A 14,874-nucleotide genomic window follows, 5' to 3' on the forward strand; every position below is an offset into this window, starting at 1 on the left:
AAGCCGACGTTTCCATACACGGTGGTGTGGTAGCGCAGACAGGCTTTCCGTTATATAGGCAAGATGAAATTCAGAGACGTTATAGGACAGGAAGAAGCCAAGCGGCAGCTGCTGCAGCTCGTCGCCGAAGGCCGTGTGCCCCATGCCATGCTATTCTGTGGCCCGTTGGGATGCGGCAAGATGGCGCTTGCCATGGCTTTTGCCTCATTCCTGCTCGGAGAGCGTGACGGCGATGATGCCGACCAGCATGCCGTCGCAGCAGCCATGCCGCCGCTAACCGCCGACAAGCGCCGCAGCGCAGAGGCGATGCTTGCCAAATGGGGACATCCCGACCTGTTCTTCTCATATCCCGTGATAAAACCTGCCGGCACTTCGTCAGAACACAAGATGGAAAGTGATGATTTTGCCCGGCAATGGAACGAGATGATATGCAAGTCGCCGTATTTCTCAATGGCCAACTGGCTCACTGCCATGGGTGCCGCCAACCAACAGCCGATTATCGGAGTGGGAGAGAGCAATGCGCTCGTACGTAAACTCAGCATGAAGTCGAGTCAGGGCGGATACAAGGTGTGCATAATATGGTTGCCGGAGAGGATGAACGGTGAATGCGCCAACAGTATGCTGAAGCTGATAGAGGAGCCGCCACACCAGACCGTGTTCATAATGGTTTGTGAGGAACCGGAGAAACTCCTTGAAACTATCCGCAGCCGTACTCAGCGGTTCGACTTCAAGCGCATAGACACTCCGTCGATGGAGCAGACGCTCATAGACAAACGATATGTGGCGCCCGATATGGCCCACCGCATAGCGAGAGTGGCAAACGGCAACTGGCTTGCCGCAGAGGCAGAACTTGATGCAGGCAACGAGAACAGACTCTTTCTCGACATGTTCATAATGCTCATGCGACTGGCATATATGCGCAAGATAAAAGACCTGAAGAAATGGAGCGAAGCGGTGGCGGGATACGGAAGAGAACGACAGAAGAGTATGCTCGCATATTTCGGAAGACTCATAAGAGAGAATTTCATGTATAACTTCCATAAACCCGAACTCAACTACATGACTGCCGAAGAGGAGAACTTCTCGAAGAATTTCGCCCGTTTCATCAACGAGGCGAATGTGGTGGAGCTGTCGGAACTCTACGAGCGTGGAATACGCGACATAGGACAGAACGCAAATGCCAAGATCGTGTTCTTCGACATCGCGCTGAAGACAATCGTGCTGCTCATACAGAAATGACATTCCGGATGGGAAGCACGGACAATATATATACACACACAATATTTTATTAATAAAGAAAAGAGAATTACGATATGGACTTCAAGAATATGAAATTCACCGTTGGCGACGGTTGTTCTCGCGGACTCTGCCGAAGAGGCTGCGGAAGGCAGGACCGCCAGCTGAATACATACGACTGGCTTGCTGATGTGCCGGGAAATGCCGAGAGCACAGACCTTGTTGAGGTGCAGTTCAAGAACACCCGAAAGGGATATTACCATAATGTCAATGCCCTCGATCTGAAGAAGGGCGATGTGGTGGCTGTGGAGGCAAGTCCGGGTCATGATATCGGAGTGGTGACGCTCACGGGAAAGCTCGTGAAACTGCAGGTCAAGAAGGCGAACCTCAAGTCTATGGACGACATCAAGCGCATATATCGCATAGCGAAACCAGTGGATATCGACAAATGGCGCGAGGCGAAGAGCCGCGAACACGGCACCATGATTCAGAGCCGACAGATAGCCAAAGACCTCAACCTGCAGATGAAAATCGGTGATGTGGAGTATCAGGGCGACGGCAACAAGGCGATTTTCTATTATATCGCCGATGAGCGAGTGGACTTCCGCCAGCTTATCAAGGTGCTTGCCGAGACTTTCCATGTGCGTATCGAGATGAAACAGATCGGAGCCAGACAGGAAGCAGGACGCATCGGCGGAACAGGACCTTGCGGCAGAGAACTATGTTGCGCCACATGGATGAAGAACTTCGTGTCGGTGAGCACAGGAGCAGCCCGATATCAGGACATCTCGCTCAATCCGCAGAAGCTCGCAGGAATGTGTGCCAAACTGAAATGCTGTCTCAACTATGAGGTGGACAGCTACATAGAGGCAGGCCGCAAATTGCCGAGCCGCGAAGTGGTGCTGCAGACTATGGATGGCGACCACTTCCTCTTCAAGACAGATATCCTGGCAGGTCTTGTGACATATTCCACCGACAAGCGCCTCGCAGCAAACCTCGTGACAATCACCGCTCAGCGCGCACTCGAGATTGTGGAGATGAACAGGCGGGGAGAAAAGCCTGACTCGCTCAGCGACAGCGATGAGCCTATGACGGAGAACCATCAGGTGGACCTTCTGGCAGGCGAGAGTCTCACGAGATTTGACAAGGCAAAGAAAAAGAAGAAACAGAAGTCGCGTGGCAACAAAGCTCAGGACAACAAGGATGCTAAGGCTGCAAACGCCAACAACCAACAGCCTGCAAACAACCAGCAAGGAGGCAACCAGCAGGCTTCAGCCGAGAACAGGAAGCAGCGCCGAGCAGAAGGCAAGCAGCAACGTCAGGAGGACAAGCCACAGCAGCAACGTCAGGAGGGCAAGCCGCAACAACGCCAAGAGGGTAAACAACAGCAGCGCCCTGATAACAAGCCACAGCGTGACGCCAAACCTCAACGCCCTGATGCTAATGGCGACCAGCAGAAACCGCAGGACGACCGTCAGAGGCAGCGCGGACCTAAGCAGCAGAGGAATGGTGGAAACGGAAACGGCGGACAGCGTCGTCGTCAGGGAAAACCTAACACTCCCCAACAGCCGAAGCAGGAGAAAGCCAATGACGGCGGCAACCAGTAAAAATAACGACAACGCAGATATGCACTTCAGACACACCATATTATATATAATGACATTCGCCGCAGTAATAGTGGCGAATGTCTTTGCATCATGCACTACCGACACCGTGTATAACACCTACGACCATACGCCGCTATCAGGCTGGGAGAAGAACGACACCCTGTCTTTCGACGTTCCCAAGATGAAGCAGGCTGGTGTATATTCTCAGTCTCTGGGCGTCAGGATGACGGAGATATTCCCGTTCACGAGCGTCAGTCTGATAGTGCAGCAGACGGTATATCCTTCCGGCAAGGTGGTTACCGACACCATCAAGTGTCCTATCACCGACAGCAGAGGAAATTTTCTCGGCGATGGTGTCAGTGCATACCAATACTCTTTCCCCATCCGTGAGATATCTCTCAACAAAGGCGACTCGCTGCATATCTGTGTGCGCCACAACATGAAGAGGGAGATACTTCCCGGTGTGTCAGACATCGGCGTGAAGATAGTGAAGAGATGATGGAGAATCTGATATGGAATTTCAGGATAAACAAAATCCTCTCTTCTAAAATAATCCAATTAAGCCCTAATGAACGTTTAGGGTTAAAACATAATGACCGATTCTGGTTAAACCCAAAACGGTCATTAGTCCGTTCAATGTATAATTTTAATAACTGCTTGCAGTCTTTTGCTTTTTATAAGGCGTCTTTTGCTTGTTTTTAATTCGCAATAGCTCGCTATTACTCATTAAAAGCCAAACAAAATCCACTCTTCTAAAAAAGCAAAATACAAGCAAGCCCTAATGACCGATTTGGGTTAAAAAATATAATGACCGATTGTGCACTAAGCTGCAATCGGTCATTTTTTTTCTTATGTCATTGAATATTATTTCGGCATATTCCTTGCCGCATCGATTCTCAGGAAGATGAAAAGGAGAATCGTGAATCCCCATAGCGATGATCCTCCGTAGCTGAAGAACGGCAGCGGAATACCGATTACAGGTGTCAGTCCCAACACCATTCCCACGTTGATGAAAACATGGAAGAGGAAAACGCTCAATACGCAATAGCCATACACCCTGCCGAAACGGAACGGTTGTCGCTCCGCCATCTTTATCAGTCTGATGATGAGGGCGAGGAACAATAGCAATACTCCTGCCGACCCTACGAATCCCTCCTCTTCGCCAACGGTGCAGAAGATAAAGTCGGTGTCCTGCTCCGGCACGAATTTCAATTTCGTCTGTGTTCCGTTCAGAAATCCCTTGCCCTTCAGACCGCCAGAACCGATGGCTATCTCGCTCTGGTGAACATTGTAGCCGGCACCCTTCAGGTCTTCATCGAGACCAAGCAGCACGTTGATGCGCACTCGCTGATGAGGCTCCATCACATTGTTCAATACGTAGCTTGCAGAATAGAAGAATGCCACCGAACCGACGGTGAACAACAGGATAAGGAAATAGTTGCGCATCCTCGTATACAACGCCTGGTATAGCAGATAGCCGATGAGAATCAGCGTAACTGCGAGCTGTACGTAAACGATATTGAAAGGCAACACGAATTCTGCGAACAGTACCGACAGCACCGTGGCACCCACTGAATAAGCTATGATGAGCCACGACTTGTGTTTGTCTTTGCAGTATGTGCGCACCATGCCGGCTGTGAATATCTGTACCAGCAGCAACACGACGAACGGTCCGATAGGAGTGGGCGAGGGTTCGATGAGAGTCTCGCCGTATCTGATTCCTACAACGAAATACACCACCATCGCTACTCCTGTGAACAATACGCTGCCCGGCATTCCCTCACGATAGAACATCAGGAAGAAAGACAGGTATACCAATGCAGAACCCGTTTCCTTCTGTGCCACGATGAAGAGCATCGGCAGCAATACGATGCCGCAGGCAGTGGCGAAGTCGCGCCAGCGGTGTATGTCGAAACCATAGGCGCTCATGAATTTCGCCACGGCAAGGGCAGTGGCAAACTTGGCAAACTCTGCCGGTTGCAGTCGTAGCGGACCGAGCACGAGCCACGACCTCGAGCCTTTGATTTCGTGTGGGTTGAATATCGTTGCAAAGAGCAGCAGGAGCAACACCATATATATCACGTAGGCGAAGGTGTCGTAGAACTTGCTGTCGAGCATCAGCAACACGAAGCCCAGTGCTATCGAAGTGCCTATCCATACTATCTGCATGCCGGAGCGGGCACCCAGTGAGAATATGTCGTTGTCGCCATAGGTGTAGCTCGCTCCGCATACGCTGATCCATCCGAAGCAGAGCAGCGCCACATAGATTATTATCGTCCACCAGTCCAGAGAGCGAAGCACGCTCGGTTGTTTATCTGTCACTTGAGCCATAAGCTATACGTCTGTGTTGGAATGCCTCTGCCTCTTTCTCAGAAGAAGGCGACAGCTTTCCGTTAATATACTGTTCCATCATCAGTCCGCCGATAGGTACACCGTAGTCGGCTCCCCATCCTCCGTTCTCTACGTAGACGGCGATGGCTATCTTTGGTTTGTTCATCGGGGCGAAGCCCATGAATACGGAGTGGTCGTGGCCGCGGTTCTGGGCTGTACCGGTCTTTCCGCAGGCTTCTATCGGCAGTCGGGAGAGCATTTTGCAGGTGCCGTCCATTGCCGACTTCCTCATTCCCGCCACGATATATTCGTACGACCGGTGGTTTGCCTTGGTGTAATGGCGCTCTCTGAATTCCGGTTTGAGATACTCGCCCTTCACCTTCTTCACCACGTGTGGCGTATAGAAGAATCCTCTGTTGGCGATTGTCGCTCCCAGATTGGCAATCTGGAGCGGGGTGAGGTTCACCTCGCCCTGTCCGATGCTGATACTGATTACCGTCAGTCCGTTCCACGATCCCTTGTATGCCTTGTCGTAGAACTGTGCGTTTGGAATCAGTCCGCGTTTCTCTCCCGGCAGGTCTATGCCCAGTTTATATCCGAATCCCATGCTCACCATGTAGTCGCGCCATGTGTTCATGGCATCCTGCACGGTTTTGTATCTCTTTCTGTTGCCCAGCATATAATACAGTCCCCAGCAGAAATATCCGTTACATGAAGTGCCTATTGCCGGCACTATGGATAACGGTGAGGCGTGTCCGTGGCATCCCACATGGAGTCCGCGGAACGAGAATCCGTGATGGCATGGGAAAGCCGTGGATGGCGACACGATGCCTTCGGTCAGAAACGTCAGACCCTGTGAAGTCTTGAAGGTGGAGCCCGGAGGATACTGTCCCATGATTGAGCGGTTGAGCAACGGACGGTAGGGGTCTTTCATCAAGTAGTGGTGCATCTTGCCTCTCATCCTTCCCGTCATCAGGCGCGGGTCGTAGCTTGGCGACGACACCATGCAAAGCACCTCTCCCGTGGCAGGCTCGATGGCAACGATACTTCCTATCTTGCCCTGCATAAGTCTTTCGCCGAGCGCCTGCAGCTGCAGGTCGATGCCGAGCGTGAGGTCTTTGCCGGCAATGGGCTTGGTGTCGAACTTGCCGTTCTGGTAGCTGCCCTGTATTCTGCCGTGTGCGTCGCGCAGCAGGATATGCACTCCCTTGGTGCCGCGCAGCTCTTTCTCGTAGTATTTCTCTATGCCGAGCTTTCCGATATAGTCGCCTGCCTGGTAGTAGTCGTCGTCTTCGATGTCGGCGAGTGAAACCTCGCTCACATCGCCAAGCACGTGTGCGGCATAAGGATACATATATTGTCGGATGCTGCGCTTCTGTATGTAGAAACCGGGAAACCGGTATATCTTTTCCTGGAACACGGAGTTTTCCTCTGATGTCAGCTGGCTCATGAAGAGCTGCTGGGTGAATCTGGAGTAGCCGGGATTCTTTGAACGGTCTTTTATATCGTTCATCCTTTTTATGAAGAATTCCTTGGTAATGCCCAAGGCGTTGCAGAAAGCCATGGTGTCGAGGCGTCCGCTCTCCTCGTTCATTATCACCATTATGTCGTAGGCATGCTGGTTGTATACGAGGAGTTTGCCGTGGCGGTCGGTGATGGCGCCACGGGCGGGGAATTCTATTTTTTTCAGGAATGCGTTACTGTCGGCATTCTTCTTGTAGTCCTCACTCATGATCTGCAACACGAAGAGTCGTATGATGTAGATGATGATGATGACCATGGCAACGCCGCCAATCACGTATTTCCTGTTTTCTAATCCGAAATCTTTGCTCATTTCTTGAAATTGTTGTTTCCTGCTCTTGTCAGTCTCTTCTCACGTTTTCCACCACGAGCACGAGCAATACTGTTATTATTGTGCTTCCCACGATGTTGTATATCCACTGCAGCCAGTTGAAGAAGTTGAAGGTCTCGAGTGTGAAGAATGTGATACATAATATGAACACGAGTATTGATGTGTAGCTGATATACTTCACCGGACCGAGCGTGCGGAACGACGGTTTCAGGTCGTCCTGGTTGTCGTGTGCCACGAAGATGTTGAGCACGTATGGCTGTAGCAGCGACATGAGAGTCATTGAGGCTGCCGCCAGTCCAGGGGTGTTAGAGAAGATGTCTACACACAGTCCGATGACAAATCCCCAAAGTAGGTTTGCCCATTGCGGACAGAAGCGGTTGATGCGCAGCACGAGATATACGTAGAGTAGCGGAGTGGCGCATCCCAGCAGGTGTATGTTGTTGAGTACCAGCACTTGTGCCAGTACGAGTATTGTCAATAGGAGGATTCTTTTTATGATGTCGATGCTCATTATTTGTTCCTTTCCCTTTATTGGTGATAAAGTTGTCGTGGCGGTACCGCCTTGTTATTTCTTGCTGGTGTCTCTCGGTTTCAGCGAGTCTTGAGCCGCTTTCAGCAACAGAGCCTTGTCTTTCAGCGCGCTGTTGTCTATCACGCACACGTGGCGCAGTTTGCCGAAGTCTGTTGAGAGTCTTAGCTGCACTCGGTATGAGAGTCCGTCGGAGGAGTTGAACACGTGGAGAATCTTGCCCACCATTATTCCTGGCGGGAATATCGACGAGTATCCGTTTGTCACCACGTAGTCGCCGAGAGCGAATCTGGCGTGGCGCGGCACATCGTCAACATAGGCAATGTCGCTCGGTGTTCCCTTCCAGTGCAGGAAACCGAAGTATCCCCTCTTGCGTATCATGACGCTGATGTTCGAGTTCACGTTTATCACCGGCAATACTATAGAGTAGTGATCAGATGCCATATACACCACTCCCACTACTCCCGTGCCGCATGCCACTCCCATGTCCTCGTGTATTCCGTCAGCTTTACCTTTGTCTATGGTGATGAGGTTGTCTTCACGGTTTATGGTGCTCTGTATCACCTTCGCCGGAATGAGCTTGAAGCCGGCAAGCGCCTGTTTCTGACACTGTTCCATGGCGAGGGAGTCGCCGTGGTGGGTGGCGATGTATTGAGTGAGGGCTCTTACTTGCTGTTCGAGAATGAGGTTGCGCTCGCTGAGTTTTTTGTTGCTCTGCGACATGTTGAAGAATGTCGTTACTGAGGAGTTGTATTCATATACCTTTCCTGCCACGGCGTTTGCCGAGGAGAAGTATACGCTGCCCTGAAAATTGTTGAACCTGAACAGCAGCACGAAGCATATCACTTCGAGAAGGATGAATACGAACCAGTGGTTGTATTTCGCCAAGAAGGCAAGAAGATTGCGCATTGTGTATCAAAAGAAAAAAGGCAAGGCTGTAAAAAAGTAAAAGGACTCTCGCTAGTCAGCGCTGACTTTTTACTTTTCTACGGCACTATACCTTTTCGCTGTTAAATTGTATTTTGTATTTCTTTGTTATCTCATGAGGAATGAGAAGCGGTCAACGTTCTTCAACGCAATGCCGGCTCCCTTGGCAACACTGTGCAATGGATCCTCGGCGATGTGGAACTTGATGTTGATCTTGTCGGTCAGACGCTTGTCCAGACCGCGCAGCAGAGCGCCACCTCCCGTCAGGTATATGCCGTTCTTCACGATGTCGGCATAGAGCTCCGGCGGTGTGTTCTCAAGTGCTGAAAGCACGGCGTTCTCTATCTTTGCGATTGTCTTGTCGATGCAGTGGGCAATTTCCTGATAGCATACAGGTACCTCCATTGGCAGGGCGGTGATGCGGTTCGGACCATGTACCACATAGTCTTCTGGTCCTTCCTCGCCAAGGTCGGTGAGTGCGGAACCAACGTGTATCTTGATTCGCTCAGCCATACGCTCGCTCACCTTCACGTTGTGCTGACGGCTCATGTAGTCCTGAATATCGGCTGTCAGGTCGTCGCCGGCGGTGCGGATGGAGTTGTTGGATACGATGCCGCCCAATGAAATCACGGCAATCTCGGTGCTGCCGCCACCGATGTCAACAATCATGTTACCCTCCGGAGCCTCCACGTCGATTCCGATACCGATGGCAGCTGCCATAGGCTCGAAAATCAGATATACGTCGCGGCCGTCGGCATGTTCTGCAGAGTCGCGCACGGCTCTCAGCTCAACCTCAGTAGAGCCTGAAGGCACGCCGATCACCATTCGCAGTGACGGCGAGAAGAGGCGGCTTCCTGTGTGTACCATCTTTATCAGTCCGCGCATCATCTGCTCACAGGCAGTGAAGTCGGCAATCACGCCGTCGCGTAGCGGACGGATGGTGCGTATGTTGTCGTGAGTTTTCTCATACATCATCTTGGCTTTTTCGCCAACGGCAATCATCTTGTCGGTGCGGCGGTCGAGAGCCACTACCGATGGCTCGTCAACTACTATCTTGTCATCACTGATGATGATAGTGTTGGCGGTACCCAAGTCCATTGCTATCTCTTGTATAAATGAAAAGAATCCCATATTCGTTCTTTTGCTTTTACCTTATTATATATATATTAAGTTCTTGCAAGCTTTCCCGCTTGTCCTGTCTGTTGACTGGCAGACTCTTTTTTTTTCTCTCTCTTGACAGGTTGCCGCCTGTTGTTGCCGGCTCTTCATGTCTCCTTCCCGTCAGTTTCCGTTAGTCTTCTCGTCAACTTTTCTTTCTTTTGCTCCTCGCTTATTTCTCAAACCATGCGTGGATAGCCGTGTCGTAGTGGCTGCTCACTCCGAAAGCTCTTGTGGCGAACATGCGACGGTCTTCGATGTCGGTCTGGGCGCCCTTCTTGTTCAGTATGTCGAGCAGCACACCATATTCAGCCTTGCTTGGCACGATGACAACGTCTTTGAAGTTCTTTGCTCCGGCACGGATTAGCGAGATGCCGCCGATGTCGATCTTCTCGATGATGTCGGTCTCAGAAGCTCCGCTTGCCACGGTGTCCTCGAATGGATAGAGGTCTACGATGACCAAATCAATCTCTGGTATCTCGAATTCCTGCATCTGGTCGCGGTCGCCTTCGTTGTCGCGGCGGGCCAGGATGCCTCCGAATATTTTCGGATGGAGCGTCTTCACTCTTCCGCCAAGGATAGAGGGATATGTCGTTACGTCCTCCACTGCCTGGCATTCATAGCCAAGCGACTCGATGAATTTCTGTGTACCTCCTGTAGAAAGGAATTTCACACCCTCAGCATTCAGTTTTGCGAGAAGCTCATCCAGCCCGTCTTTGTGAAACACTGATACCAATGCGGTCTTGATTTGTCTTGTTCCAGCCATCTTCTGTTTCTTTATATGTCGTGTAAAAATATGTATTTGGTTGCAAAGTTACAAAATATCGTTATATTTCCCATTCTATTGCGGCGAAAAAATAGAGGATAGTAGCTATTTTTTGACTTTCGATAAACAAAGGGCGCTTATGGAGCAATTTATATTCCTTTTCAATCCAAATCGGGCTTTGGAACTTGTCGTATCAAACGGCTTCATGACCGTTTCGGAATCTGCCGGAATCCGTTGCCAAGCGCCTTGTTGTCATACTATGCTGAAATAGAGCCGCCTGTAGGCGAGATATATGAAATCAGCGGTTTTCACCCATCGTCTCTTCTTCAGCATCGAGATGCACAGTCGGCAAATCGTGTCGCCGGGTTCGTATGTCATCGTCTCGTCGGCGATGGCAGCGTCAAGATTGCTGTCGGCAAGACATCTGAAGGCGTTGGCGATGCCGATGTCCACTGCCTTGCGGTATTTGCTGCCGTCGGCTACGGTCATGAAGAAATCCGCCACGAGCTGGCATGCCCTCAGGTGGGAGCGTAGATGCTTCTCTGATATGGTATGCGTATACGAAGTGTTGTTGTCCATGCGGTAGTAATACACGTTCTTGTCTACGGTCGCTATCCGTGAGTGATACACAGCCCTCGGCACCACGGCATAGTCTTCGCTGAAGTCGATGCCCTCCACACTGTATATTCCGTTCCCCGTCAGTGTCTCCCTGCGGTATAGCCTGCCCCATATCCTGTTTTTCACTATGTTCTGGCATAGCAGTGCCTTCAGGTATTTCTCCTTTCCCATCTGTGGCGGTCCCGCATATCTTGTGACCTTGCCGTCTCTCCATTCTGAATATCCGCCGGTTACGATGTCGGCACCGCTTTCCTCGGCCTTCGCCATCAGCAGGGCTATGGCGTCGAGGGGCAGGATGTCGTCGCTGTCCACGTGGGTCACGTATTCTCCCGTTGCCTTCTGCAGGGCGGTGAGTCTTGCTCCGCCAAGTCCTCTGTTGTGGTCATGGCGGATTATTCTTGTCTGACTTTTCCTCTGGGGATATTCTTCGGCAACCCTTTCAAGTATGGCGATACTGCCGTCCTTCGAACAGTCGTCTACGAACACATATTCTATGTTACCGTAAGTCTGTTCGAACAGTGATCTCGCACATTCTTCTATATATTTCTCCACGCCATATACCGGCACGAGTACTGACACTTTCTTCATATCTTACAAAAGTAACACTATTTTCTCTTTCTCTCGTTCCGCCTCTCCGGTTTTGTGTTAATTTAACCTTTTCGCATTCGTTGCTTTCTGATAATCCCCAACCGGTCATCGGTGCTTGTTTGGTTTTTCTCCAGGCAGAAAAGAGATGATTGTTTCATGGCAAAGGAGAACGGAGGTTGTGGCTTTGATATTCAAGATTTTATCCCAAATCGGTCATTAGGGCTTGCCTGGATTTTGTTCTTTTAGAAGAGTGGATTTTGTTTGGCTTTTAATGAGTAATAGCGAGCTATTACGAATTAAAAACAAGCAAAAGACGCCTTATAAAAAACAAAAGACTGCAAGCAGTAAATATAAAATACAATAAACGGCCTAATGACCGTTTTGGGTTTATTTGTATGGCGTGGCTTTATATTGACAAGCCCCGACGGGTAGTGCTTACCGGTCGGGGCTTGTTGTAGATATGGGGCTTATGCGCTTATTCTATGGTGATTTTCCATAATATAGCGTCGGGCTCGATGTCTGACAGGGTGACAGGAATCAATCTCTCCGTGTCTTTCATCTTTGCCAACTTGTTATGGCCGCGTTGGGTTAGGTCTCTGATGAACGGTTCGCAATATACCTTTTCCGAACCGAGGTTGAGTCTGAGTTCACCTAAGTTTAACACCCACTTTATCTTGGTAGGCACGGCCTTCATCAGTGTGTGGTATTTTGTGTCTGCAGTCACTTTGATGCCCATCAGAGAGAGTTCTATTCCTGAACCCATGGCTATGCTGACGGAATTGATGGTTCCGGCATCGTCGGTGGTTACAGAAAACACTTCTTCTTCTTCGTTTTTCAGATAGCTATACAGATATGTGCCATCTCCGAAGTCGGTCTTGTCGACTTTTGAATATAGCCCAGGACAGGAGTTCGGGATGTCTTTGACGTTGGCACCGATTCTTGCCTTCCAGAATCCAGTGGCGTCACCAGTCCATTGCGCATTGATGTTCTGTACGCATACTGCCGTGCTGGTCGTTTCCGTTCCGATCGCGTTCGCATTTAGTGCTGCAGCTAAAGCGATGCAGCAAGTAGCTAATTTTTTTATTGTATTCATGTCGTAATTAATTAGACGTCTGTTCCTTCTTATTTTCTTGAAGCGAAGTACATTCCATCGTTGACAGCCATTCTCACCTGGTAGATGCCGGCCTGGTCTTGCGATACTTTCATCTTCTTGCCGTTGGGCAGAGTTGCCATGATGGTGCCGTCGTCGTTGAAACGGAACAGTTCCTTGATGGCGCCTTTGTCCTCGTAGCTCCAGCTCTTCTCCTTCTTGTTATATACAAGGTGTGACACCTCGCCGTCGGGAGAGGTTATCTCATAACCGTTCTTCAGTGTCTTCACGGCATACATGCGGCCGTCTTTGCCCATCACATTTTGGGTCTCACCCACCTTGGCCATCACTTTGCTGCCGCTCCAGAACTCGATGGTGTTGAGGATGAACAGGTCTGCCACGCCACACACGGCATAGGCAGGGCTTATCAGAAGGAACACAAGTTCGTTGAGGAACTTGCAGCTGCTAAGGCTCTTGTTCCAGTCTAACACCTTGTTGGTCAATCCGAAAGAACCGATACATGAACTCAGAGTCACCGCACCTGCTAACAATGCAATAATGGATTTTGTCGTGAATTTTCTCATTTGCTATAGATTTTATTGTTATCAGATTATATATGTCTCTGCAAATATATGTTTTTTTCGCTTCCTGAACAATAATTACAGGGAATAAGTTGGATGAGAAGATTGTAAAAGTTGTTAACACCTTATGTCGTCAGAGAATATCACAGTCGTAATCCCACTTTAGCTCCCAGTGTCATGATGTGCATATACTCCCTGCTGCCATGGCTCGCCGGGGTCTGGATGTTGTAGTCCAGAAATATCATGGCGGAGAGGAATTTGCGCACGTAATACTTCAGCGACAGACCTGTGCCGCAGCAGTAACCGTGGTTGTTGCCGACGGGGATTCCGTTTATCTTTGTCTTTGGATACCACACGCCGCCTCCCACGAGTTTGCTGCCGAATGAAAAGCGGCGTGTTATCGGAAGTGAGAAATACGGACCTGCCATGGCGGTGAAATAGTTGAAGGTCTTGTCGGGAGCATCTGTCTTGTTCACGATATATTGCAGGTTCGAGAACGTGGTCCTGCCGCCAAAGCCTATATTCCTGTTTATGAACCACGCTCCCTCCAGACCTATCGTCGTTCCGGTGGAGGTCTGGAACACGTTTTCTTCGTCAAGGTCGTATTTGCTCAACGGCAGGTTGAATCCCATATACAGACTGAGAAACGAGTTGCGGTCGGTGTCGAATTCCTCGTATGCCTCTTGCTTTTCCTTGATATTCAGTCCTTTGTCCCCGCATCAGGCACTTGCCACTCCTCTCCGTTTACAGTAGCTTTAAGTCTTATTTTGTCCCGTTTTTGGGCACGCACCTTGCCCAAGTGGGGCAAGCACGTTGCCCAACATGGGTAAGCACGTTGCCCCACCTGGGCACATTTCCTTTTCCTTTCGTGCCCAAAATCTTCCATTTTCCATGACCGTGTGTTACATATCCTTTTGTCAGAAATCAGAACCAGAGTAACCTGCATCTCCCCTTCGGGGGAGACCGAGAGGGGGCTGAAGTCAGCAGGAAAGATCATCAACAAGTGGCTTGTTTCATCAGCTTAGAACTCAGCAAGGAATGGGGAGTGCCCCCAGCACCCGCAAATCCCAGTAAATACAAAGATAAATCCAATAACCCATTCACCACCTGAAAAATCAGTGAAAAAGTCAAATCCGTGTTTAATTTTTGTCCATCGCCGCAGGCAGATGGACACCAAATGCTCACATATATAACCCTTCCTTGTTATTGCGTAGAGTCCCCATGTCATATATCAGCCACAATAAAGCATCACCAACGGAAATCCCGCTCCCTAACATAACAGGGATCATTGATAATTTCCCATCGCGCGCGCATATATAAATATAATGTGAACCCTACACCTTTCCCTTCAATTCTGTCAAATTAAAGGAAAACCGTCACTTTTTTCTCGTTTTCTTTTGAAAACATTTGGATGGTATGAGAAAAAACCATACCTTTGCATCCGCTTTTGAGAACGAACGCTGTTACAAAACAGTTACTAAGTCAGAAAGAGCAGAGAAAAGAAAGAGTTCTTTGAAAAGATTACAATAAACAGAGAAGTAGTAGTACAAGAAGCAGGCTTCTTTTCCACCTTATATTATATAGGGGTCAT

Annotated in this window: 13 protein-coding genes; 3 read left to right on the plus strand and 10 right to left on the minus strand. The window is 49.8% G+C overall.

Annotated features, from left to right (window positions below; all coding sequences use genetic code 11):
* Positions 1-63 precede the first annotated feature (63 nt).
* The 3 genes from CCC32_RS02810 to CCC32_RS02820 all read left to right on the plus strand — a co-directional run bounded on the left by CCC32_RS02810 (position 64) and on the right by CCC32_RS02820 (position 3,342).
* Positions 64-1,239 carry a DNA polymerase III subunit gene (locus tag CCC32_RS02810; RefSeq protein ID WP_287072168.1) on the plus strand — a complete coding sequence of 392 codons (1,176 nt, stop codon included), beginning with the start codon at positions 64-66 and terminating at the stop codon, positions 1,237-1,239.
* Between the two features lie 74 nt (positions 1,240-1,313).
* A complete protein-coding gene (gene ricT / locus CCC32_RS02815; protein ID WP_278841907.1) occupies positions 1,314-2,843 on the plus strand; it encodes a regulatory iron-sulfur-containing complex subunit RicT in 1,530 nt (509 codons plus the stop codon).
* Positions 2,844-2,862: 19 nt separating this feature from the next.
* Positions 2,863-3,342, plus strand: a complete 480-nt coding sequence (locus tag CCC32_RS02820; RefSeq protein WP_278841905.1) for a gliding motility lipoprotein GldH — start codon at positions 2,863-2,865, stop codon at positions 3,340-3,342.
* 365 nt (positions 3,343-3,707) lie between these two features.
* Here CCC32_RS02820 and rodA read toward each other — a convergent pair whose 3' ends face one another.
* From rodA to CCC32_RS02870, 10 genes are all read right to left on the minus strand, one after another.
* Entirely contained in the window at positions 3,708-5,174 is a 1,467-nt protein-coding gene (rodA, locus tag CCC32_RS02825; protein ID WP_042520132.1) for a rod shape-determining protein RodA, read from the minus strand.
* Positions 5,155-7,008 carry a penicillin-binding transpeptidase domain-containing protein gene (locus tag CCC32_RS02830; RefSeq protein WP_022316232.1) on the minus strand — a complete coding sequence of 618 codons (1,854 nt, stop codon included), beginning with the start codon at positions 7,006-7,008 and terminating at the stop codon, positions 5,155-5,157. The genes rodA and CCC32_RS02830 overlap by 20 nt, the downstream gene beginning before the upstream one ends.
* A gap of 28 nt (positions 7,009-7,036) precedes the next feature.
* A complete protein-coding gene (gene mreD / locus CCC32_RS02835; protein ID WP_287072173.1) occupies positions 7,037-7,537 on the minus strand; it encodes a rod shape-determining protein MreD in 501 nt (166 codons plus the stop codon).
* Positions 7,538-7,591: 54 nt separating this feature from the next.
* Positions 7,592-8,464: a rod shape-determining protein MreC gene (gene mreC / locus CCC32_RS02840; RefSeq protein ID WP_022316230.1), complete on the minus strand. Its 873-nt coding sequence runs from the start codon at positions 8,462-8,464 to the stop codon at positions 7,592-7,594.
* Positions 8,465-8,590: 126 nt separating this feature from the next.
* Entirely contained in the window at positions 8,591-9,613 is a 1,023-nt protein-coding gene (locus tag CCC32_RS02845) for a rod shape-determining protein (RefSeq protein ID WP_022316229.1), read from the minus strand.
* A 199-nt stretch (positions 9,614-9,812) separates the two neighbouring features.
* Entirely contained in the window at positions 9,813-10,406 is a 594-nt protein-coding gene (locus tag CCC32_RS02850) for an IMP cyclohydrolase (protein ID WP_022316228.1), read from the minus strand.
* 252 nt (positions 10,407-10,658) lie between these two features.
* Positions 10,659-11,612, minus strand: a complete 954-nt coding sequence (locus CCC32_RS02855; protein ID WP_287072177.1) for a glycosyltransferase family 2 protein — start codon at positions 11,610-11,612, stop codon at positions 10,659-10,661.
* A gap of 475 nt (positions 11,613-12,087) precedes the next feature.
* Positions 12,088-12,705, minus strand: coding sequence for a hypothetical protein (locus CCC32_RS02860; protein WP_044071871.1), 618 nt, complete (start codon positions 12,703-12,705; stop codon positions 12,088-12,090).
* 29 nt (positions 12,706-12,734) lie between these two features.
* Positions 12,735-13,286: a DUF3332 domain-containing protein gene (locus tag CCC32_RS02865; protein WP_022316225.1), complete on the minus strand. Its 552-nt coding sequence runs from the start codon at positions 13,284-13,286 to the stop codon at positions 12,735-12,737.
* A 140-nt stretch (positions 13,287-13,426) separates the two neighbouring features.
* The gene (locus CCC32_RS02870) at positions 13,427-13,915 is read right to left on the minus strand and encodes a hypothetical protein (protein WP_287072181.1); all 489 of its coding nucleotides are present in this window, start codon (positions 13,913-13,915) and stop codon (positions 13,427-13,429) included.
* Positions 13,916-14,874: the final 959 nt, after the last annotated feature.

The organism is Prevotella sp. LMAG:51, from assembly GCF_008680225.1.
GTDB classification, from domain to species: Bacteria; Bacteroidota; Bacteroidia; order Bacteroidales; family Bacteroidaceae; genus Prevotella; species Prevotella pectinovora.

Excerpts from the sequence above, each read along its gene's own strand:
- CCC32_RS02810 (WP_287072168.1), top strand. The coding sequence starts at position 64 with ATGAAATTCAGAGACGTTATAGGACAGGAAGAAGCCAAGCGGCAGCTG.
- ricT (WP_278841907.1), top strand. The coding sequence starts at position 1,314 with ATGGACTTCAAGAATATGAAATTCACCGTTGGCGACGGTTGTTCTCGC.
- CCC32_RS02820 (WP_278841905.1), top strand. The coding sequence starts at position 2,863 with ATGCACTTCAGACACACCATATTATATATAATGACATTCGCCGCAGTA.
- rodA (WP_042520132.1), bottom strand. The coding sequence starts at position 5,174 with ATGGCTCAAGTGACAGATAAACAACCGAGCGTGCTTCGCTCTCTGGAC.
- CCC32_RS02830 (WP_022316232.1), bottom strand. The coding sequence starts at position 7,008 with ATGAGCAAAGATTTCGGATTAGAAAACAGGAAATACGTGATTGGCGGC.
- mreD (WP_287072173.1), bottom strand. The coding sequence starts at position 7,537 with ATGAGCATCGACATCATAAAAAGAATCCTCCTATTGACAATACTCGTA.
- mreC (WP_022316230.1), bottom strand. The coding sequence starts at position 8,464 with ATGCGCAATCTTCTTGCCTTCTTGGCGAAATACAACCACTGGTTCGTA.
- CCC32_RS02845 (WP_022316229.1), bottom strand. The coding sequence starts at position 9,613 with ATGGGATTCTTTTCATTTATACAAGAGATAGCAATGGACTTGGGTACC.
- CCC32_RS02850 (WP_022316228.1), bottom strand. The coding sequence starts at position 10,406 with ATGGCTGGAACAAGACAAATCAAGACCGCATTGGTATCAGTGTTTCAC.
- CCC32_RS02855 (WP_287072177.1), bottom strand. The coding sequence starts at position 11,612 with ATGAAGAAAGTGTCAGTACTCGTGCCGGTATATGGCGTGGAGAAATAT.
- CCC32_RS02860 (WP_044071871.1), bottom strand. The coding sequence starts at position 12,705 with ATGAATACAATAAAAAAATTAGCTACTTGCTGCATCGCTTTAGCTGCA.
- CCC32_RS02865 (WP_022316225.1), bottom strand. The coding sequence starts at position 13,286 with ATGAGAAAATTCACGACAAAATCCATTATTGCATTGTTAGCAGGTGCG.
- CCC32_RS02870 (WP_287072181.1), bottom strand. The coding sequence starts at position 13,915 with ATGGGATTCAACCTGCCGTTGAGCAAATACGACCTTGACGAAGAAAAC.